Origin of the sequence: Vibrio proteolyticus NBRC 13287 (genome assembly GCF_000467125.1) — a bacterium.
Lineage (GTDB): Bacteria > Pseudomonadota > Gammaproteobacteria > Enterobacterales > Vibrionaceae > Vibrio > Vibrio proteolyticus.
The window spans coordinates 146,990-167,964 of sequence record NZ_BATJ01000002.1; the positions used below are offsets into that span (position 1 = coordinate 146,990).

The following is a 20,975-nucleotide window of genomic DNA, read 5'->3' on the forward strand; positions in this document are numbered from 1 at the left end:
TATGCAATACCAGATTTTGACCGTCGGTAACCCTAATAGCGGTAAAACCACTCTGTTCAATGGTCTGACTGGCGCAAAGCAGCAAGTCGGTAACTGGGCGGGTGTGACTGTCGAAAAGAAAACCGGACGCTACAGCCATTCGGGTGATGATTTTTTGTTAACTGACTTGCCAGGTATTTACGCGCTCGACAGCGGCAATGATGGTAACAGCATTGATGAGTCGATTGCCTCACGTGCGGTATTGACCCATCCGGCAGATCTGATCATCAATGTGGTGGACGCGACCTGCCTCGAGCGCAGTTTATACATGACACTTCAGCTTCGTGAGTTGGGCCGCCCGATGGTGGTGGTACTGAATAAGATGGACGCGCTGAAGCGTGAGCGACAGGTCATTGATATTAAAGCGCTGGAGAAAGTTCTGGGCTGTCCGGTGTTCTCTTTGTCTGCCAACAACAAGGGGCAGGTGTTGCGGTTTAAAGAGAAACTGCATAAAACTCTGGTGCAGGGAGTGGCCCTCAAAGAGCTGACGCTGAGTTACGCTGAGACGTTTGAGCGTGCTATCGCACAGGTTGCCCCACTGTTTGAAGAGCAGACGGTTGCTGCCAGAGCACTGGCGGTGCGCGCGCTGGAAAACGACCGGTTAGTGATTAATCCTCTCCCCCAGCCGGAGCGTGAGCGGATTCAAGCGGCTCAGTTGGCGACGGAACTTGATATCGATCTCCACGTTGCCGATACCAAATACACCTTTTTACATGAGCAGTGTAAGCGGGTACGCCGCAGCGAAGGAAAGCTGAGCCACAGTTTCACCGAGAAAGCGGATCGGATCATTCTCAACAAATGGATCGGTGTGCCGTTCTTTTTTGTGGTTATGTATCTGATGTTCATGTTCTCGATCAATATCGGTAGTGCTTTTATCGACTTTTTCGATATTGGTGTCGGTGCCTTGTTGGTGGATGGTGGGCATCACTTGCTCGACGGGCATCTACCGGTGTGGTTGGTTACATTGATCGCTGACGGTGTCGGTGGGGGGATTCAAACGGTGGCAACCTTCATCCCAGTCATCGCCTGTCTGTACCTGTTCCTGGCGATTCTGGAGAGCTCCGGCTACATGTCCCGTGCCGCATTTGTACTGGACAAGGTTATGCAGAAAATAGGCCTGCCGGGCAAAGCTTTCGTCCCTTTGGTCCTCGGGTTTGGGTGCAACGTGCCAGCGATCATGGCAACCCGGACTCTCGATCAGGAGCGCGAACGTAAGTTGGCGGCGTCGATGGCTCCCTTCATGTCGTGTGGCGCACGTTTGCCTGTGTACGCGCTGTTTGCTGCGGCTTTTTTCCCACAAAGTGGTCAGAACATCGTGTTTGCCCTTTATCTGCTGGGGATTGCGGCGGCGGTGTTGACTGGCTGGGTTCTGAAAAAAACGCTTTATCCGGGGGACAGTGACAGTTTGTTGATGGAAATGCCAGATTACGAACTGCCGACTATGCAGAATGTGATGATCAAAACCTGGCAAAAACTGAAGCGGTTTGTTCTGGGGGCCGGCAAAACCATTGTGGTGGTAGTGACAATCCTCAGCTTCCTCAACTCTGTGGGTACCGATGGCAGTTTTGGCAACCAGGACAGTGAAAATTCAATGCTGTCTAAAGCTGCTCAGGTGGTCACGCCTGTTTTTGCTCCAATAGGGGTCAACCATGACAACTGGCCAGCGACTGTCGGGATCATTACTGGTATTTTCGCCAAAGAAGCGGTCGTGGGAACACTGAACAACCTTTACAGCGCGCCGACAGATGAGGACGCTGAGTTCGATTTGGCTGCCAGCCTCAAAGAGGCGGCATGGTCGATTCCACAAAATCTGAGCGACCTGAGCTTCAGTGATCCGCTGGGTATTGAAGTTGGCGATTTGAGTGACAGTCAGAGTGTGGCACAGGATCAGGAAGTGGATGCGTCCATCTTCGGCAATCTTAAAGCGCACTTTGCCAGTGGTCATGCCGCGTTTGCGTATTTGATTTTCATTTTGCTTTACACGCCTTGTGTTGCGGCGATGGGGGCATACGTTCGTGAGTTTGGTCACAAGTATGCCCGCTTTATTGCCGTCTGGACCATGGGGTTGGCCTACGCTGGGGCGACCTTGTACTACCAGGCCTCAATGCTCACCGAAACACCGATGCAAAGTACCATTTGGATTACCATTGTTATCGGCGGCAGTGCATTGGTGTATGTCAGCCTGAAACGCCAAGGGCGTTCGCAGCAGGCGTTGACTGAGGTGCCTGTAGCATGATTTTGTCTGAGCTGAAGCGGTACATCGAACAGCAGGGTAGTGCATCGCGCAAAGAACTGGCCAAGCGTTTTGCGCTCAGCGAAGATGGTGTGGATGCCATGTTGACGGTCTGGATACGTAAGGGGATCATTTCACGCACGATCGATACGAATCGTGCGGAGCATGTTACCCGGGTCCGTTACTCGGTGAATCGACCAGACGGTTTATCTTTGACGGTCAAACTGTAATCCAATAAAAAACGCTCCTCAACCGGAGCGTTTTTTATTGATGATGCGTGGATTACGCTTTGCTGAACATGGAGCTGAGTGACAACACGTTCTGGATTCGGATCAGCATCGCCTGTTGCTCTGCTTCGTCACGAAACTCAGCCTGGGTGTTACCCCATAGCGGTCCAGGCCAGGCGATGTCGTTTTTAAAGCGCGCAATATGGTGGATGTGCAGTTGAGGCACCATATTCCCAAGGGCACCTAAGTTGAGTTTGTCCGGCTGGAAAATCGCTTCGAGCGCCTGGCTGACGGCCTGTGATTCAAGCAAAAACTGGTGTTGCTCTTGCATTGGAAGGTGGTGAAGTTCTTTTAACTGAGCGCGTTTAGGCACCAAAATAACCCAGGGTACTGCGCTGTCTTTGTGCAGCAGCGCCACGCAGAGAGGAAAATGGCCGATCACGGTCGTATCGTTGGCTAACTGGGGATGAAGTTCGAAACTCATGCTTAAGGTTCCTTACGGTTAGATAAAAGAAAGGTTGGCTTATACTGCCAACCTTTGTCTTATTGGTATTGCGGTGATCGGATTACATACGATCCAGCGTATTGATGCCCAGCAGTGCCAGACCTTGCTTGATGGTCTTCGCTGTCAGTGCCGCTAGTTTCAGACGGCTCTGCTTCACGCTCTCATCTTCGGCACTCAGGATCGGGCAGGCTTCGTAGAAGCTTGAGAACTGACCAGCCAGTTCAAACAGGTAGCTACACATAATGTGTGGCTGACCTTCACGAGCAACGGATTGAACCGCTTCTTCAAACTGAAGCAACTTCGCGATCAGCGCTTTTTCTTTCTCTTCACTGATGGTGATGTCGCCCTGCAGATCATCCATGGCAATGCCGGCTTTGGCAAAAATAGACGCCACGCGAGTGTAAGCATACTGCATGTATGGGGCAGTGTTGCCTTCAAATGCCAGCATGTGATCCCAATCGAAAATGTAGTCGGTGGTGCGGTGTTTCGAGAGATCCGCGTATTTGACTGCTGCCATAGCCACCGTGGTCGCAATGTTGTTTTTCTCTTCCGCATCTAGATCCGGATTTTTGCTTTCGATCAGCTTGATGGCACGCTCTTGGGCTTCATCTAGCAGATCCGCCAAACGGACGGTGCCGCCAGCACGCGTTTTGAAAGGACGGCCGTCTTTACCCAGCATCATACCGAATGCATGGTGTTCCAGTGTGACTTCATCAGGCACGTAACCCGCTTTACGAACGATAGTCCATGCTTGCATCAGGTGCTGATGCTGACGTGAGTCAATGAAGTACAACACGCGGTCAGCGCCCAGCGTTTCGTAGCGGTATTTCGCACAGGCGATGTCGGTGGTGGTGTAAAGGAAACCTCCGTCGCGCTTCTGGATGATCACACCCATTGGCTCGCCGTCTTTGTTTTTGTATTCGTCTAGGAACACGACTTGCGCGCCGTCGTCTTCTTGTGCCAGGCCTTTTTCTTTCAGGTCGGCAACGATACCTGGCAGCATGTCGTTGTACATGCTTTCGCCCATCACGTTGGCACGAGTCAGAGAAACGTTCAGACGGTCGTAGTTACGCTGGTTTTGTTCCATGGTGACATCAACCAGCTTTTTCCACATTTCTGCACAGTACGCATCGCCACTTTGCAGTTTGACTACGTAATTACGTGCTTTGGCGGCAAAGGCTTCGTCTTCGTCATACAATTTCTTCGATTCACGGTAGAAGCCTTCCAGATCCGCCAGTTCCATCGAAACTTCGCCCGATTCCTGTTGCACACGTTCAAGGTTCGCGATCAACATACCGAACTGTGTGCCCCAGTCACCGATGTGGTTGGCACGAATGACTTTGTGGCCCAAAAACTCAAGGGTACGAACAACCGCATCACCGATGATGGTTGAGCGCAGGTGACCCACGTGCATTTCTTTTGCAACGTTTGGCGCTGAGTAGTCCGCAACGATGGTTTTTTGTGCTTCTTTGGTGACACCAAGACGGCTGTCTGCCAGAGCGGCGTCCGCTTGCTTAGCCAGAAACTCTTCGCTGAGGAAAATGTTGATAAAACCAGGGCCGGCGATTTCTGTTTTGCTGGCAATGCCGTCCAGATCCAGAACATCCAGTACTTTCTGTGCAAATTCTCGCGGGTTTGTGCCTAGCTTCTTCGCCACGCCCATCACGCCATTTGCCTGATAGTCACCGAATTGTGGCTTTGCTGATTGACGCACTGCTGCAGGACTGCCTGCCGGTGCACCAGCGGCTTCCAGAGCCTGAGATACTTTGTCATTAATAAGTGCTTGGATATTCACACGCGCTTCCTTCAATTCTTGGGAATTGGTTGGTATGCATTTTATTCACCGAAGTTGGCTGAATGCATATCTCAATAAAGTTCATAATTTGGCGCACATGATACCAAGATTATTGCGCCTCTTATAGAGAGTGAAATGGGAATTTTTCTACTTTTCAGCGATAACTTGATAGTATTGCGGCAAAATCAATATTTTGGACGGTAGAAAATGTCAGATTTACTGTTGGAAGCAGAGTTGATGCCTGAACAAATGAAGGCGAGCCTTGAAAGTTTTATGCATAAAATTCAGCATCTAAGCGATATTTTGCATATAGATTTGAGCCCATTTCAGGCGGACCATATTGCTCTGCGTATCAACCACACTGAACTTGCTAAACTGGCGCATCAGGAGTGGCAAAAAGAGGGGAAAGTTATCTCTCAGGCTAAGATTAATGGCCGTCCGATCATCGTGATTGAATTTACTGCGCCACTGCAGGCGAAAAACTGGTCATTTGAGTGTCTGGAACTGCCATATCCGGCCCCGGGGAAAATCTACCCTCAACAAAGCTGGGAGCATGTCGAGTTTGTGATTCCGTCCGATGCGCACACTGCGGAACAATACCTGGCCGATATCCAAAGCCAGTTTCCCCAATTGGCGGCACAATGGCCGCACTTGAGTGAGCATGGCATCAAAGTTAAGTTGTCCAGCCCAAAAGGCGACGGCGAACGTCTCAACAACCCGACCGTCGCGTTTAAGTGGAACGGCGTGTGCATCAAACTCCACCCGCACTCACTGAAAGCGATAGTGGCCTCAGAGCAAGAGGTTTAACCCAGTTCGACGTCTTTCGGTCTGAGCTGAAATTCTTCGATTGAGCCGATTTCCTGCCCCACAACCAGAGGGGCAGATTCACTGTGTGCATTGCCTTGGGTATGCATGATCAGACGATTCGCTGTGCGTGGTTTCAGCTCGTTGACCACAAAACGGATCATGTCGCTGCGACTCAGTTCTTTTAACTCATCCAATACTTTTTCACGCTGATCAAAGCCGCGATCTTTATTGCCGATCGCCACCCATAGCCGCTGAGCCCGGCCACGTAAAGTGGTGTCCGGTGTGGCGATTTGATTCCATAATCCGCGTTTACTGCTGTGCCATTGGTAGTCATTCAACTCCAGCAACACCATATAAAATGCATTGAGAAATTCATCCATGGCTTTTAACAACTCAGCCGGAGCGGCATTGGGCGACTGAACGTACAGCACGATCCCCGGATGACGGTTGAGTGGCATATTGCCGGTGCCGACCATGTAGCCGAGCTGCTGTTTGGTCCGGATTTCATGGAAGAAGGTGGCCGACATCAGATGATTGGCCAGCGAATAGAGCGCGATGCTATGCGGATCGGTGGTGTCACACTGATAGTAGAGTACGATGGCGGAATCTTCCTGATCGCACAGCACTTCTTTTTGATATGTTCCGGTATCGCCCAACATCACCAGAGGGCGCAGAGCTTCCTGATAACGCTGGTTTTTGACTCGTAAAGCGTCTTTGAGGGTTTCTCCCAGCGCCAGAGCTTCCTGCTGGCGCCAGTCACCGTAAACGAACATCTCGACATGCAGATTTGCGAGAATGGAATCGACGAACGCTGGTAACTCGTCCACTTCGATGGTTTCCAGCTCATCCACCAGCACCGCGTACGGTGGGTTATTAGGCTGGAGGATACCAGTCATGGCATTAAATAGCTGGGATATGGGACGATCTTGGGCGGAGTTACGCCAGTTGCGCAGCAACTGTTGTTTTATCGACTGGTAACGCTGGTGGCTGAATTCACGCTTGGCAAAGCGCTCTAAAATCATTTGCAGTAGCTGGGGCTGCTTTTCGCTGAAGCCGGAAATGGTCAGCGTCACGCCGCCTTGGTGGGCGTACATGTTATAGCCCATCCCCGCGATTTCTGCCTGATACGTCTCTTTCGCTAACGAGTCGAGGAACATTTCCACACACAAGCGTGTCATCACAATGTTGCGCGCAGTGGCCACGGCGGTAGGGCTATCGATGGCCACATACACGACGCCTTTGGGTACCCGGAAGGTCGCATCCTGAAGATGCCAGAGACGAAAGCCATCCTGCTCTTCAATGATGCTTGGTACCGACTGTTCGCCATCGAGAGGTTTGGGGTCGAGATCGTAGCAAATAAACGGGTTTTTCGGGGGCAGCGCCAAGTCGAGTTGAGTCTGAGCGGCGTGATAGCGCTGTAACTGTACTGCAGTGAGGGAGCGGACGGAATACGGCGTAAAATACCACTCTGCATATTGATCGCATGCTAAGCCCTTGGTTACCAGGGTGACGCGTAAGTTTTCTGGCGAGAAGTAGCTCGCCAGTTCGCGCAGAACTTCCGGCTGATAACCGGCCATCATGTAATCGCCGTAGATGGTGTCGTCAGCGGCGTAGTGTTGCATGTTGATCACAAGGTGGCTGGCCAGATCCAGAGGGCGAGTGGGCTCCTGAAAACGAAAAGCCGATTCCAGCACGGCTTGTTTCTCCCGATAACGCCATTCGTCAAAGCCCTGTTCTTTGATCAGTGCAATGTAAGCAAACACAGCTTCGATGATCTCGTCAGTATGCTGGAGCCCTGATGGGGTCAGCGCGCAACTGACATTGAATTCCCGGTAATTGCTGCCACTGGCTCCGCCACCAGCGGACAGCGCATTGATCCAGCCTTCGTTTTTCAGCGCCAGCATCAGGCTGCCTTCGCCTTCATAGCCGAGTAAATGTGCGAAGTAGGACAGGGGCTTGGTCTGATAATACTTATCCATGCCCGGGAAAGTGAAGGTGAGCACCAACTTACGCAGGTCTTTAAGTGGCTCAACGTTAATCCACAAGCGGTTTTGCTTATTTTTTAGGTAGGGCTGCTCAATCTGTTTGCTCTTTAGCTGGTTGTTAGCGATGGCGCAGAACTTCTCTTCTGCCCAGTGTTGTAGTTCATCAAGAGACTGCGGGCCTACCAGCGTGAGGGTCATCAGGTCAGCCGAATATTGACGGGCGTGGAAGCTGACGACTTCCTGGCGAATCGATTTCCCATTGCGGTCATTCAGAGTTTCGAGGTTGCCCACCGAGAATTTGCTGAACGGATGGTCCGGATTGATGGTGGCCTTTTGCACTTGGTAAAGACGACGAGAGTCATCGTTCAACTTTAATTTGTATTCAGAGTCAACTGCCTGACGCTCTTTGTCGAGGGCTTCTTCGTTAAACAGCGGCGCGCTGAAAAACTGAGCAAAGCGATCCAGCCCTTTTTCGAAACCATTGGGTGTTATATCGAAAAAAAAGCACGTATGTTCAGTACCGGTCCAGGCGTTATTGCTACCACCGTGCTGGCTGATATAGCTTTGAAATTCGCCTACTTTGGGGTATTTTTCCGTGCCCAGAAACAGCATATGCTCCAGATAATGAGCCAGACCTTGCCGATCTGAGGGATCATCAAAATGGCCAACATTTACGGCCAGTGCAGCGGCAGACTTTTGTGCGTGTACGTCTTGGATCACAAGCACTCTTAGGCCATTCGCCAGAGTTAGGTAGCGATATTGATTGTTATCGTTGGGGCTAAGATGCACAGGTGCTCTCCAGAGTTGAAGCATTTAAGTAAGTATGACCCTGAATAAGTGTGCTGCAAACACTTGGTCAGAGAAAGTGGAGCACTTTTGGATTATTTATGCTTTGTCTGTGCTCTGTTTAAAAGATTGTTAAGAAAGTCGAAGTCTTTGGCAAGGCACTTGATATAATTATTTTTATAAGCGGCCAGTTAAGCCGTGAATGATAACAAATAACGCACAGTGCTGACTGCCTGTTGATAGTAGTAGGAATTGAGAGTGAAAATCTTCATTATGCGCCACGGCGAAGCAGAACATTTTGCCGCCAGTGACGCAGAAAGAGCGTTGACCACGCGCGGCATAAGCGAATCGGTCGCGGTAGCCAGAGCCTGCAATGAGCAGGGCATCACCGAGTTTGATAAGGTACTGATCAGTCCATATTTGCGCGCTCAGCAAACCTGGCAGCAAATTCAGCCGATGTTTAAAACGTCTGCCATTAGCACCAGTGAAGACATCACGCCATATGGTCAGTCGGATCTGGTCTTTGACTACTTGTGCGCTCTGATCGAAGTGGAGCAGCCGCAATCGGTGTTGCTGGTTTCTCATTTGCCGTTGGTCGGCTATCTGACGTCAGAATTCATTACCGATATGGCGCCGCCAATGTTCCCGACCTCAGGGTTGGTGTGCATAGAGTTTGATCCACAGTCACGCAAAAGCGAGCTGTTGTGGCATATCCATCCCTAATGGGGACGGCCGGTGTGTATAGCGAGCGGCGGTTGCCGTGAACCGGCCGATCGACAACCCGTTCACGCTCTGTTGTCAGTCAAAAACGCAACGCGACTGAACGTGCGATATTGACAGTAATTTGACATAAATGCTGGACTGAATTTTGCATCAGGCAGCTAACTGCTTAATCAAAATGCAAAAATTAAGACACCCGAATCTATGAAGTTCAGCCTGCCTTTTGCGGACAAAATTCCGCCGATTCCTCAACGCGCCATGCCAGCCATTGGCGCGCCCGTGATGGTGCTGGCCACTCTGGCCATGGTGGTATTGCCGATACCGGCGTTTCTGCTTGACCTGTTTTTTACGTTCAACATCGCGTTGTCGATGGTCGTCCTGCTGGTCACGGTCTACACCAAGCGTCCGCTGGATTTTGCCGCATTTCCGACAGTCTTGCTGATTGCCACCTTATTGCGTCTGGCGTTGAACGTTGCCTCAACCCGGGTGGTATTGCTGAACGGTCATGAAGGAGCCGGAGCGGCCGGTAACGTCATTGAAGCGTTTGGTAATGTGGTGATTGGCGGGAACTATGCCGTGGGTCTGGTGGTGTTCTTGATTCTGATGATCATCAACTTTATGGTCGTAACCAAGGGTGCTGGCCGGATCTCTGAAGTCAGTGCACGTTTTACCCTGGATGCCTTGCCTGGTAAGCAGATGGCGATCGACGCCGATTTGAACGCCGGACTGATTGATCAGGAGCAAGCACGACTGCGACGCAGTGAAGTCACCAAAGAGGCGGATTTCTACGGTTCGATGGACGGTGCGTCCAAGTTCGTTAAAGGGGATGCCATCGCTGGTATCCTGATCCTGTTCATCAACATCATCGGTGGCCTGTCCATCGGGATGGCGCAGTACGGTCTGAGTTTCCGTGAAGCGATTGAAATCTACACCCTGCTGACCATTGGTGATGGTCTGGTGGCGCAGATCCCATCGCTGTTGCTGTCTATCGGCGCTGCGATCATGGTGACGCGTCAGAATGCGGAAGAGGACATGGGACAACAAGTAGTGTTCCAGATGTTCGATAACCCGAAAGCGCTGATGATCACCGCCGCCATCCTCGGCGTGATGGGGATTGTCCCGGGCATGCCGCATTTTGCCTTTTTGCTTTTGGCTGTCATCGCTGGCGGCGCTGCGTATCTGATTCAACGCAAACAGAAAAGGGCTGCCGAAGCTCCGGCCACACCCGCTGTTAGTGATACCGACGCGCCTGCCCAGAAAGAACTTTCTTGGGATGATGTCCAACCTGTCGACATTATTGGTCTGGAAGTCGGCTATCGATTGATCCCACTGGTGGACCGAGATCAGGGTGGGGAGCTGCTGGAGCGGGTGAAAGGGGTGCGCAAAAAACTGTCGCAGGATTTTGGCTTCTTGATCCCGGCGGTACACATTCGCGATAACCTCGAACTGACGCCCAATAGTTACCGTATTACCTTGATGGGCGTTGCGGTTGGGGAAGCGGAGATCCGCCCGGATCAAGAACTGGCCATCAACCCTGGTCAGGTGTACGGCATGATCGAAGGCGAAAAAACGATTGACCCGGCCTTTGGTCTTGAAGCGGTATGGATTCGTGAAGATCAGCGTGAACATGCCCAAGCGCTGGGCTACACGGTAGTAGATTCTTCGACGGTGTTAGCGACACACCTCAGCCAGCTGCTGACCAACAATGCAGCACAACTGATTGGCCATGAAGAGGTACAAAATCTACTTGAGATGCTGGGCCGCAGTGCACCGAAGCTGGTGGAGAACTTTGTGCCGGATCAGTTGCCTCTGGGCGCCGTCGTGAAAGTACTGCAAAACCTGCTCAATGAAGCGATTCCTATCCGTGATATCCGGACCATCATTCAAACCCTGGCGGAGTACTCCGCGAAGAGTCAAGAACCTGACATTCTGACCGCGGCAGTGCGCATCGCACTGAAACGACTAATTGTTCAGGAAATCAATGGTATAGAGCCTGAACTGCCGGTCATTACGCTCATTCCTGAGCTGGAACAAATTTTGCATCAGACCATGCAGGCTTCTGGTGGTGAATCGGCGGGTATTGAGCCGGGGCTGGCTGAGCGACTTCAGTCATCCCTAAGTCAGGCCACGCAAGAACAGGAACTGAAAGGGGAGCCTGCGGTGTTGCTAACTTCCGGCGTGTTACGCTCAACGTTGGCCAAGTTTGTTAAAAACACCATTCCGTCACTCCGGGTGCTCTCCTATCAGGAAATTCCTGATGAGAAACAAATTCGAATCGTACAGGCGGTGGGCAACTGATACGGCTACGTGCCTGTACACAACTAGGTAAACACGGAAATCTGCTTTGAAAATAAAACGATTTTTTGCCAAGGACATGCGAGCAGCGCTTCTTCAGGTGAAGGAAGAGCTGGGTGCTGACGCGGTGATTATGTCCAACAAAAAAGTCGCGGGTGGCGTGGAAATCGTTGCAGCTGTCGATGGGGATCACTCGGCCGGACGTCAGATGTCGAACGATTACAGTTCCCGTCCGCGCCAAGCTCAGTATGCGCAGCCGCCGGCAGCACCGGCGGCCAGCCCTCGTCAGTTGGAAGACGACCGTGTCAGTTTACAGTCGAGCGCAGACAAGGGCCGCTCGATGACCCAGCGTTTTGCGAACATGCTCAAGCAGTACAGCCACCATGAGCAGGAAGACCAACCCCCGGCGGAGAGAGGCGAAGATTCCCTCACGGCGTTGTTACGCCGTCAGCAGGAAAAACGCAACGACGGATCCCTGTCCGGCATGTTGAAAGAAGACTCGCCGCTGGCCCGTTTGATTGCCGATGATCCTCGCATGCAGCAACAGCAGCCTCGCTTGGATCCAACCCGTTATGACCGTCAAACGGCCAAAGAACGTGAAGCCGATAAAGCCGAATTAGAAGATATGCGTGAAGAAATGTCTTCAATCCGTCGCCTATTAGAACATCAGGTGTCTGGATTAATGTGGCAGGAGGTGGAACGTCGTGAACCGTTACGGGCAATGTTGATTAAGCGGTTAGAACGAATGGGAGTGTCGGCAGAACTGGCCGATCAGCTGGCGTGCTACATTCCCGAAGATACGCCGCCGAACAAAGCCTGGAAAGCTCTGTTGGCGTTGGTGGCTGATCAAATCCCGGTTACCAAACAAGATATTCTCAAACGTGGTGGTGTCGTGGCACTGCTTGGACCGACCGGTGTCGGAAAGACCACATCGGTTGCCAAGCTGGCGGCGCGTGCGGCTATGGAATACGGTGCGGACAATGTCGCGTTAGTGACCACCGATACCTATCGAATCGGTGCACATGAGCAACTGTCAATTTATGGCAGAATTATGGGTTGTCCGGTAAGAGTTGCTAAAGATTCTGACGAACTGGCCGATGTAATATACCAGTTAAGGAATCGCCGCCTGATTTTAGTAGATACGGCGGGCATGGGGCAGCGTGATGTACGCCTTTCTGAACAGTTAGATACGCTGATGCAGGAAAGTGGAGAAGTCATTAACAGCTACCTGGTGCTACCGGCAACCGCACAACGCAGAGTATTACAGGAAACCATAGAGCATTTCAGACGAATTCCGCTCTCTGGTTGTATTATGACCAAGCTCGATGAATCCCTGAGCCTGGGCGAATTTGTGAGTGTCGTAGTTCAAAATGCCTTGCCCGTGGCGTACATCGCCAATGGACAACGAGTACCGGAAGATATTGTGATTGCGCAACCCAAGTACATGGTAGCAAAGGCAAACGAATTACTGGAAAAGTCGACAGAAAATGAACCCCATTTCTGGAACAGCAGTACAGATGGGTTCTAGGCGGCGAACGATATGACAGAAGATATGATACAAGACCAAGCAAGCGGCCTGCGTCGCTTAACTAAACCCTCTTTGACCAAGGTTATTTCGGTAACCGGAGGCAAGGGTGGTGTTGGTAAATCAAATGTAACTCTGGGCCTGGCGATTTGTATGGCACGTCAGGGAAAGAAAGTCATGGTATTGGACGCTGACCTTGGTTTGGCAAATGTTGATGTAATGCTGGGTATTCGTCCCAAGCTCAACCTCGGTCACGTGCTGGCCGGTGAATGCGAGCTGAAAGACGCCATTGTGGAAGGACCGCATGGCATCCGCATCATTCCAGCAACGTCTGGTACTCAATCTATGACCGAGTTGTCCCATGCACAACATGCCGGATTGATCCGTGCATTTGGTAGCCTGGAAGACGAAATGGATGTCTTGCTGATAGACACTGCGGCCGGTATTTCGGACATGGTGGTCAGCTTTTCCCGGGCAGCTCAGGACGTGATTGTGGTGGTGTGTGATGAACCGACATCCATCACGGATGCCTATGCATTAATCAAACTGTTGAGTAAGGAACATCAGGTCCAACGGTTTAAAATCGTCGCGAATATGGTCAGAAGCTATCGCGAAGGGCGAGAATTGTTCGCAAAGTTGACCCTAGTCACAGAGCGATTCTTGAATGTGAGCCTCGAACTCGTAGCATGTATTCCATTGGATGATAAAGTTCGTCAGGCAGTGAAAAGACAGAAAATAGTCGTGGACGCGTTCCCGCGTTCTCCGGCATCACTGGCGATGGGCTCACTCGCGAACAAAGCATTGACTTGGCCTATACCGAAAACCCCGAGTGGCCACTTGGAGTTTTTCGTCGAGCGCCTGCTCAAGCGTGATGATTATGTAGGGGAACCGTTTGGTGAATAAAGCGCTGACTTATGACCAATATGCCAATCAGAATAGCCAGAAGGCGTTTCTGGAAAAGTACTCAGTATTGGTAAAGCGAATTGCTCACCACCTATTAGGCAGATTGCCACCCAGTGTTCAGGTTGAAGACCTGATTCAAGCCGGAATGATCGGCCTGCTGGAAGCCCAGAAAAATTATGATGGCAGTAAAGGTGCAAGTTTCGAAACCTACGCGGGTATCCGCATACGTGGGGCGATGCTGGATGATATTCGGCGCGGAGACTGGGTACCTCGTTCGGTTCACAAGCACAGCCGAGAGATTTCTCAGGCGATCGCTGTACTGGAGGGCGAGCTGAACCGAGACCCGAGTGACTCAGAAGTGGCCAAGTTTATGGGCCTGTCTCTCGATCAATATCATAGCGCACTGACTGACATCAATTGTTCACGGCTGGTCGGCATCGACGACTTGGGAATTTCCGATGATGCCATCGTACCCGCCGATGAAGAAGACGACTCTCCATTTAAAGGTGTTGCTGATGAATCTTTCCGCAAAGCGTTGATAGATTCAATAAAATCGCTGCCTGAACGAGAAGCTCTGGTACTTTCGTTGTATTATGATGAAGAGTTAAATTTAAAAGAAATTGGTGAAGTGATTGGCGTGAGCGAATCACGTGTGAGTCAAATTCTTAGTCAATCTATGCAACGTTTGCGCACCAAATTAAGCGCGTGGACAGAACATGAATAACAATCACTGATATTTCACTCAGTGGAGGCAATTTTGAATAAAAATATGAAAATCCTAATTGTTGATGACTTTTCAACAATGCGCCGAATCGTTAAAAACCTGCTTCGTGACCTGGGGTTCAATAACACTCAGGAAGCAGACGATGGTCTGACGGCATTGCCGATGCTGAAAAAAGGCGAATTCGATTTTGTCGTAACCGACTGGAATATGCCTGGTATGCAAGGCATTGATTTGCTTAAACACATCCGTGCGGATGATGAACTGAAACACCTTCCTGTATTGATGATCACCGCGGAAGCCAAACGCGAGCAGATTATCGAAGCCGCTCAAGCTGGGGTAAATGGTTATATTGTTAAGCCTTTCACCGCCGCAACATTAAAAGAAAAATTAGAAAAAATCTTTGAGCGTTTGTAAGTCAACTTTTTAACTTACATTTTTTTTGCCGACAAAAAGGCTTATTCAGGATGATTTCATTAGAACAGGCAAAGCAGCTGGTTGAGTTGCTTGAACATGAGCAGCAGAACGAAGCGAACTTACTCGTAAAGCAGATTTACGAGGGGTGTGACAACCCAATGCTTCAGGAAATCGGGTCTCTGACCAGAGACCTGCATGACTCACTTAAACAGTTCAATCTGGACGAACGTATGAGTGAAATTGCGAACGACGAAATTCCGGATGCCCGGGATCGTTTGCAGTACGTTATCGAGAAAACTGAAGTGGCAGCCAACCGCACAATGGATGCGGTTGATCGCTGCATGCCAATTGCTGATAACCTTCACGAGGGCCTGCTGCAAGTTCGCCCCCAGTGGAACGAGCTGATGCGCGGGCGTATCGAACTGTCTGAATTCAAAGCTCTGTGCCACCGGATTGACGGCCTGCTGGCTCAGGTTGAGGGTGACAGTACCGAGCTTCGTGGACAACTGACCGACATTTTAATGGCACAGGATTTTCAGGATTTAACCGGCCAGATCATTCGACGGGTGATTGCATTAGTAAACGAAGTCGAAGATCGACTGGTTGAAATCCTGACTGTATTCGGTGCAAGTCAGGCTGACTCATCAGAACAAGAGAAAAAAGCATCGACCGATCCCGAGGGGCCGATTATGAATCCTCATGAGCGCGCTGATGCAGTGTCTTCCCAGGATGAAGTCGACGACTTACTGTCGAGCCTAGGGTTTTAGGGGTAACGTATGAGCTATGAATTAGATGAAGACATTCTGCAGGACTTTCTAGTCGAAGCAGGGGAGATTCTGGAGCTGCTGTCTGAGCAACTTGTGGAACTGGAAAACAACCCTGAAGACAAAGATCTGTTGAATGCGATATTCCGTGGTTTCCACACCGTGAAAGGTGGGGCTGGCTTCTTGTCTTTGGCAGAACTGGTCGATACTTGTCACGGCGCTGAAAACGTGTTCGATATACTGAGAAACGGTCAGCGTACCGTCACTCCGGCTTTGATGGATACCATGCTTCGTGCGCTGGATACAGTCAATGAACAGTTCCGTGCAGTTCAGGACCGTGAACCTTTGACACCGGCAGATCCTTCCCTTCTTGATGAGCTCCACCGTTTATGTAAGCCGGAATCCGAAGACGAGCCTGAGGTTGTCATCGCTGAGCCAGAGCCGGACATTCCGGTTGTGGAAGACCGCACTGAGCCAGAGGCGCAAGCGCCGCAAAGCACCGTGGGTTCGGTTGATGACATCACTCAGGATGAATTTGAAAAACTGCTGGATGAACTGCATGGCAAAGGCGGCGCACCGGGTCAACAAAGTGAGCCGGTGGCCAGCACAGCATCGCCAGCAAACGTCTCTGACGATAGCGGTGACATCACCGACGACGAATTTGAACGTTTACTGGATGAACTGCATGGCTCCGGGAAAGGACCTTCTGCGGCGTCAGAGGATAAGTCGGCAGACAGCGTGCCAGTATCTAAAGCACCTGAAACTCCGAAGGCGTCTTCATCAGACGACGATCTGATGACAGACGAAGAGTTTGAGAAACTGCTGGATGAGTTGCACGGCGCTGGGAAAGGTCCTTCTCTTGAAGAACTGGAAGCCGCTACGAAACCCGCGGCAGCCAACCCGAAACCGGCCAGCCCGGTCAGTGCGCAGCCAGTGAAAGCAGCGCCGTCGGTTGCAGCCAAAGAACAGCCTAAACCACCAGCAACCAAAGAAAGTGCTCAGGCGGTTCAGATTAAAAAGCCTCAGGCTGAAGCGACAGTGCGGGTTGATACCTCAACACTGGACACCATCATGAACATGGTTGGTGAGCTGGTATTGGTGCGTAACCGCCTGCTGAGTCTGGGTCTTAATAGTAACGACGAAGAGATGTCCAAAGCGGTCTCCAATCTCGATGTTGTCACGGCGGACCTGCAAGGTGCGGTGATGAAAACCCGTATGCAGCCAATCAAGAAAGTATTTGGTCGCTTCCCTCGGGTGGTACGCGATCTGGCACGCAGCCTAAATAAAGACATTGCTCTGGAAATGCGCGGCGAAGAAACCGATCTGGATAAAAACCTGGTTGAGGCGTTGGCGGATCCATTGATCCACTTAGTGCGCAACTCAGTGGACCACGGTATTGAAATGCCGGATGTACGCGTGGCCGCAGGCAAACCGCGCACGGGTAAAGTGATTCTGTCGGCATCTCAGGAAGGTGATCACATTGAACTGGCGATCGTCGATGATGGTGGTGGTATGGACCCGGACAAGCTGCGCGCCATTGCGGTGAAACGCGGCATGATGGACGAAGACGCGGCTTCTCGCCTGACTGACAAAGAGTGCTTTAACCTTATCTTTATGCCGGGTTTCTCCAGTAAAGATAAAATTTCTGATATTTCAGGACGCGGTGTTGGTATGGACGTGGTGAAAACGGCCATCAATACACTCAACGGTTCAATTGACATCGACTCAGAGATGGGCAAAGGCACCAAAATTACGATTAAGGTGCCGTTAACGCTGGCGATCCTGCCAACGTTGATGGTAGGGATTGGCGGACATCCGTTTGCTCTGCCACTGGCCAGCGTCAGTGAAATTTTCCACCTTGATCTGAGCAAGACAAACGTCGTGGACGGTCAGTTGACCATTATTGTCCGTGATAAGTCGATTCCGCTGTTTTATTTGCAGAACTGGCTGGCGCCTCAGGCAGGCCATATTGAACAGCGCAAAGGACATGGTCACGTCGTGATTGTGCAAATCGGTAACCAGCGTGTCGGCTTTGTGGTGGATACTCTGATTGGCCAGGAAGAAGTGGTCATTAAACCACTGGATAATCTGTTGCAGGGCACGCCGGGTATGGCGGGGGCGACGATCACCAGTGATGGCCATATCGCATTGATTTTGGATGTGCCTGATCTGCTGAAGCAGTATGCGTCGGCATCTCGCATCTAGCGCACCGGATGAAGAAGGAAAAGTATGGCGATTCGAGTATTAGTGGTAGATGACTCAAGTTTCTTCCGCCGCCGAGTAAGCGAAATTATTAATTCTGAACCTCGTCTTGAGGTGATTGATGTGGCAACCAACGGCCGAGAGGCCGTTGATAAAGCGATACAGCTTAAGCCGGATGTGATCACGATGGACATCGAAATGCCGGTAATGGACGGCATTTCTGCTGTACGTGAGATCATGGCGAAACAGCCGGTTCCTATCCTAATGTTCTCGTCCCTGACTCATGAAGGGGCGAAAGCGACGCTGGATGCACTTGATGCCGGTGCACTCGATTTTCTGCCGAAGAAGTTTGAAGACATTGCGCGCAATCGTGACGAAGCCGTTAGCCTGTTGCAGCAACGCGTCATCCAGATTTCTTCGCGCCGTACTATGATGCGTCGTCCGGTAGCCCCTCGTCCAACGGCTGCAACCACCGCCGCCAGACCGGGCAGCGCGCCATTAACACGTGGGGCACGACCAGCAGCGCCGGCCGCCGCACGCTTTAAAGCCTCCGGTAAGAAATATCAGCTGACGGCAATCGGTACCTCAACGGGAGGGCCAGTGGCCTTGCAGAAAATTCTGACCAAGTTGCCAGCCAGTTATCCGCATCCGATCGTATTGATCCAGCATATGCCGGCGACGTTTACGGCCGCATTTGCCAGCCGTTTGAACTCGTTGTGTAAAATTGAAGTCCGCGAAGCGCAAGACGGCGACGTGCTCAAACCGGGCGTTGCTTATCTGGCACCGGGCGGTAAACAGATGATGGTTGACGGTCGTCCGGGCGCATCGCGTTTGCGTATTCTGGATGGCGGTGAGCGCATGAATTACAAGCCTTGTGTCGATGTTACCTTCGGCTCCGCTGCCAAAATCTACGGTGATAAAGTCCTGTCGATGGTGTTGACCGGCATGGGCGCTGATGGCCGTGAAGGAGCACGTATGCTCAAGCAGGCCGGCGCGACCATTTGGGCTCAGGACGAAGAGAGCTGTGTGGTTTACGGCATGCCTCAGGCGGTCGCCAAAGCAGGTATCTCGAGTGAAGATCTGCCTCTGGAACGCATTGCGGAACGGATGCTGGTTGAAGTCGGACTAGCGTAGAGGTACTGGCATGATTGTATGGAGTGTCGCTAACCAGAAAGGTGGGGTGGGGAAAACCACCACGACCATCACGTTAGCCGGACTGCTGAGTCAGCAGGGGAAACGCGTTCTCCTGGTGGACACTGATCCGCACGCTTCGCTGACCACCTATCTGGGGCTTGACTCCGACAGTGTGCCAGCCAGCCTGTTTGACCTGTTCCAACTGAAAGAATTTACGGCCGACACTGTGGCGCCGATGATTTTGCAAACCAAAATCGACAACATCGATCTTATTCCGGCGCACATGTCTCTTGCGACGCTGGATCGGGTGATGGGCAATCGCAGTGGGATGGGGTTAATCTTGAAGCGTGCTCTGTTGGCATTGCGTAAACATTACGATTATGTGTTGATCGACTGTCCACCGATCCTTGGTGTGATGATGGTCAACGCATTGGCGGCCAGCGATCGAATACTGATCCCGGTTCAGACCGAATTTCTGGCAATGAAGGGTCTGGAACGCATGGTGCGCACGTTGAGCATTATGCAGAAGTCACGCAGCAAAGGGTTCCGGGTAACGATTGTACCGACGATGTACGACAAGCGTACCCGAGCCTCATTGCAGACGCTGACGCAGCTTAAGCAGGACTACCCGAATCAGGTTTGGACGTCAGCCGTGCCGATTGACACTAAGTTTCGAGATGCGAGCCTGAAGAACCTGCCGGTGTCTCATTTTGCATCGGGTAGCCGAGGTGTATTCGCCTACAAACAGTTGTTGTTGTATCTTGAGAGGTTAGCACTGGATGAGTAATCTGAATCAGCTCTCCAGTGAGCAGGCGTTAGAAGACTATTTCACCTCTCTGCTGGATGAGGAAACGGAGCTGCTTGACGAACCTGGTACGGTCGAGGCTACTCTTGCAGAGCCAGAGCCAGAGCCAGAGCCAGAGCCAGAGCCAGAGCCAGAGCCAGAGCCAGAGCCAGAGCCAGAGCCAGAGCCAGAGCCAGAGCCAGAGCCAGAGCCAGAGCCAGAGCCAGAGCCAGAGCCAGAGCCAGAGCCAGAATTGATGGTCCAGCAGGCGGTGGCCGCTGCAAGTTATCGACCTCAGCCAGAAGAACTGGAATTGCCGAATCTTGAGGATGTTGAGCGGCTGCTCAGACAGCTCGAAAATGCCAATCCAGTGGAAGAGTTGCATCTGGAAGAGGTACTGGAACAGAACACTCGCCAGATCGCGGAAGAGCGTGTCGCGGTGGCAGTGGCAGAAGAAGAAATCCAGGAATGGGACATTTCTGACGAGACGGTCATACCGGTTGCAGAACCAGAACCAGAACCAGAACCAGAACCAGAACCAGAACTCGTAGAACGTGTTGACGCTGAGCCAGTCACAGAAATGCACTTGAGTACTGAACCCGAGGTGGTGCTAGAAACGCAAACCGGTGGGGCCGGAGCGGTGATTGACTGGGAAAGCACTCAGCGGGATCAGGATTTTCAGGTTCTTTATTTTGAGGTCAACGGTGTGACGTTCGCTGTGCCTCTGGATGAATTGGGTGGTATCCATCGGCTGAGTGACCTAAACCATTTAATAGGACGGCCGGAATGGTACCTTGGGTTGCAAACCAGCCGTGAGCATCAGATAGACGTAGTCGATACCGCCAAATGGGTGATGGCCGATAAACTGAAAGGCGATGACTACAAGAACGGTTATCAGTACGTTGTGATGCTGGGAGAGAGCATGTGGGGCCTGGCAGGCAACCAACTCCTGGGCACTGAGCTGCTGAATACAGATAAAGTACGCTGGCGAGAGCAGGCAGGCAAACGCCCCTGGCTGGCTGGTATGGTCAAAGAAAAAATGTGCGCTTTGATCCACGTTGCTGCGTTAACCTCAATGCTCAACGCGGGTTTGGATGTAAAAGCGCTGGAAAAATAAAGAGTTTTTTGTCGGT

At 51.5% G+C, this 20,975-nt stretch carries 17 protein-coding genes; 14 read left to right on the plus strand and 3 right to left on the minus strand.

Annotated elements, in window-relative coordinates:
* Position 1: 1 nt before the first annotated feature.
* The gene (gene feoB / locus VPR01S_RS03265) at positions 2–2,275 is read left to right on the plus strand and encodes a Fe(2+) transporter permease subunit FeoB (RefSeq protein ID WP_021703874.1); all 2,274 of its coding nucleotides are present in this window, start codon (positions 2–4) and stop codon (positions 2,273–2,275) included.
* A complete protein-coding gene (locus VPR01S_RS03270) occupies positions 2,272–2,502 on the plus strand; it encodes a FeoC-like transcriptional regulator (RefSeq protein WP_021703875.1) in 231 nt (76 codons plus the stop codon). Before feoB ends, VPR01S_RS03270 begins: the two co-directional genes overlap by 4 nt.
* A gap of 52 nt (positions 2,503–2,554) precedes the next feature.
* Here VPR01S_RS03270 and VPR01S_RS03275 read toward each other — a convergent pair whose 3' ends face one another.
* Together VPR01S_RS03275 and argS are read right to left on the minus strand one after the other, a co-directional pair.
* Positions 2,555–2,983, minus strand: coding sequence for an HIT family protein (locus VPR01S_RS03275; protein ID WP_021703876.1), 429 nt, complete (start codon positions 2,981–2,983; stop codon positions 2,555–2,557).
* Positions 2,984–3,065: 82 nt separating this feature from the next.
* Entirely contained in the window at positions 3,066–4,799 is a 1,734-nt protein-coding gene (gene argS / locus VPR01S_RS03280) for an arginine--tRNA ligase (RefSeq protein ID WP_021703877.1), read from the minus strand.
* A gap of 207 nt (positions 4,800–5,006) precedes the next feature.
* Here argS and VPR01S_RS03285 point away from each other — a divergent pair, with 207 nt between their 5' ends.
* A complete protein-coding gene (locus VPR01S_RS03285; protein ID WP_021703878.1) occupies positions 5,007–5,606 on the plus strand; it encodes a VOC family protein in 600 nt (199 codons plus the stop codon).
* On the opposite strand, the gene VPR01S_RS03290 is transcribed toward VPR01S_RS03285, so the two are convergent.
* Positions 5,603–8,380, minus strand: a complete 2,778-nt coding sequence (locus tag VPR01S_RS03290; protein ID WP_021703879.1) for an insulinase family protein — start codon at positions 8,378–8,380, stop codon at positions 5,603–5,605. The genes VPR01S_RS03285 and VPR01S_RS03290 overlap by 4 nt on opposite strands.
* A 255-nt stretch (positions 8,381–8,635) precedes the next feature.
* On the opposite strand from VPR01S_RS03290, the gene sixA reads away from it, so the two are divergent.
* From sixA to VPR01S_RS03345, 11 genes are all read left to right on the plus strand, one after another.
* Complete coding sequence (gene sixA, locus VPR01S_RS03295) at positions 8,636–9,100, plus strand: phosphohistidine phosphatase SixA (protein WP_021703880.1); 465 nt, start codon at positions 8,636–8,638, stop codon at positions 9,098–9,100.
* 201 nt (positions 9,101–9,301) lie between these two features.
* Positions 9,302–11,395, plus strand: a complete 2,094-nt coding sequence (gene flhA, locus VPR01S_RS03300) for a flagellar biosynthesis protein FlhA (RefSeq protein WP_021703881.1) — start codon at positions 9,302–9,304, stop codon at positions 11,393–11,395.
* A gap of 46 nt (positions 11,396–11,441) precedes the next feature.
* The gene (gene flhF, locus VPR01S_RS03305; protein ID WP_021703882.1) at positions 11,442–12,920 is read left to right on the plus strand and encodes a flagellar biosynthesis GTPase FlhF; all 1,479 of its coding nucleotides are present in this window, start codon (positions 11,442–11,444) and stop codon (positions 12,918–12,920) included.
* A gap of 12 nt (positions 12,921–12,932) precedes the next feature.
* Entirely contained in the window at positions 12,933–13,820 is an 888-nt protein-coding gene (locus VPR01S_RS03310; protein ID WP_021703883.1) for a MinD/ParA family protein, read from the plus strand.
* Entirely contained in the window at positions 13,813–14,544 is a 732-nt protein-coding gene (locus VPR01S_RS03315; protein WP_040902227.1) for an RNA polymerase sigma factor FliA, read from the plus strand. The genes VPR01S_RS03310 and VPR01S_RS03315 overlap by 8 nt, the downstream gene beginning before the upstream one ends.
* A 45-nt stretch (positions 14,545–14,589) precedes the next feature.
* A complete protein-coding gene (gene cheY / locus VPR01S_RS03320) occupies positions 14,590–14,958 on the plus strand; it encodes a chemotaxis response regulator CheY (protein ID WP_040902228.1) in 369 nt (122 codons plus the stop codon).
* A 50-nt stretch (positions 14,959–15,008) separates the two neighbouring features.
* Entirely contained in the window at positions 15,009–15,725 is a 717-nt protein-coding gene (locus VPR01S_RS03325) for a protein phosphatase CheZ (protein WP_021703886.1), read from the plus strand.
* Between the two features lie 9 nt (positions 15,726–15,734).
* Entirely contained in the window at positions 15,735–17,927 is a 2,193-nt protein-coding gene (locus VPR01S_RS03330) for a chemotaxis protein CheA (RefSeq protein ID WP_021703887.1), read from the plus strand.
* A 24-nt stretch (positions 17,928–17,951) separates the two neighbouring features.
* Positions 17,952–19,058 (plus strand): protein-glutamate methylesterase/protein-glutamine glutaminase, encoded by a 1,107-nt coding sequence (locus VPR01S_RS03335; RefSeq protein ID WP_021703888.1) that lies wholly within the window; start codon positions 17,952–17,954, stop codon positions 19,056–19,058.
* Positions 19,059–19,068: 10 nt separating this feature from the next.
* Complete coding sequence (locus VPR01S_RS03340; protein WP_021703889.1) at positions 19,069–19,845, plus strand: ParA family protein; 777 nt, start codon at positions 19,069–19,071, stop codon at positions 19,843–19,845.
* Positions 19,838–20,959, plus strand: coding sequence for a chemotaxis protein CheW (locus VPR01S_RS03345; RefSeq protein ID WP_021703890.1), 1,122 nt, complete (start codon positions 19,838–19,840; stop codon positions 20,957–20,959). Before VPR01S_RS03340 ends, VPR01S_RS03345 begins: the two co-directional genes overlap by 8 nt.
* Positions 20,960–20,975: the final 16 nt, after the last annotated feature.

Coding starts and splice junctions, on each gene's coding strand:
- feoB (WP_021703874.1), top strand. CDS start 2: ATGCAATACCAGATTTTGACCGTCGGTAACCCTAATAGCGGTAAAACC.
- VPR01S_RS03270 (WP_021703875.1), top strand. CDS start 2,272: ATGATTTTGTCTGAGCTGAAGCGGTACATCGAACAGCAGGGTAGTGCA.
- VPR01S_RS03275 (WP_021703876.1), bottom strand. CDS start 2,983: ATGAGTTTCGAACTTCATCCCCAGTTAGCCAACGATACGACCGTGATC.
- VPR01S_RS03285 (WP_021703878.1), top strand. CDS start 5,007: ATGTCAGATTTACTGTTGGAAGCAGAGTTGATGCCTGAACAAATGAAG.
- flhA (WP_021703881.1), top strand. CDS start 9,302: ATGAAGTTCAGCCTGCCTTTTGCGGACAAAATTCCGCCGATTCCTCAA.
- VPR01S_RS03310 (WP_021703883.1), top strand. CDS start 12,933: ATGACAGAAGATATGATACAAGACCAAGCAAGCGGCCTGCGTCGCTTA.
- cheY (WP_040902228.1), top strand. CDS start 14,590: ATGAAAATCCTAATTGTTGATGACTTTTCAACAATGCGCCGAATCGTT.
- VPR01S_RS03325 (WP_021703886.1), top strand. CDS start 15,009: ATGATTTCATTAGAACAGGCAAAGCAGCTGGTTGAGTTGCTTGAACAT.
- VPR01S_RS03330 (WP_021703887.1), top strand. CDS start 15,735: ATGAGCTATGAATTAGATGAAGACATTCTGCAGGACTTTCTAGTCGAA.
- VPR01S_RS03335 (WP_021703888.1), top strand. CDS start 17,952: ATGGCGATTCGAGTATTAGTGGTAGATGACTCAAGTTTCTTCCGCCGC.
- VPR01S_RS03340 (WP_021703889.1), top strand. CDS start 19,069: ATGATTGTATGGAGTGTCGCTAACCAGAAAGGTGGGGTGGGGAAAACC.
- VPR01S_RS03345 (WP_021703890.1), top strand. CDS start 19,838: ATGAGTAATCTGAATCAGCTCTCCAGTGAGCAGGCGTTAGAAGACTAT.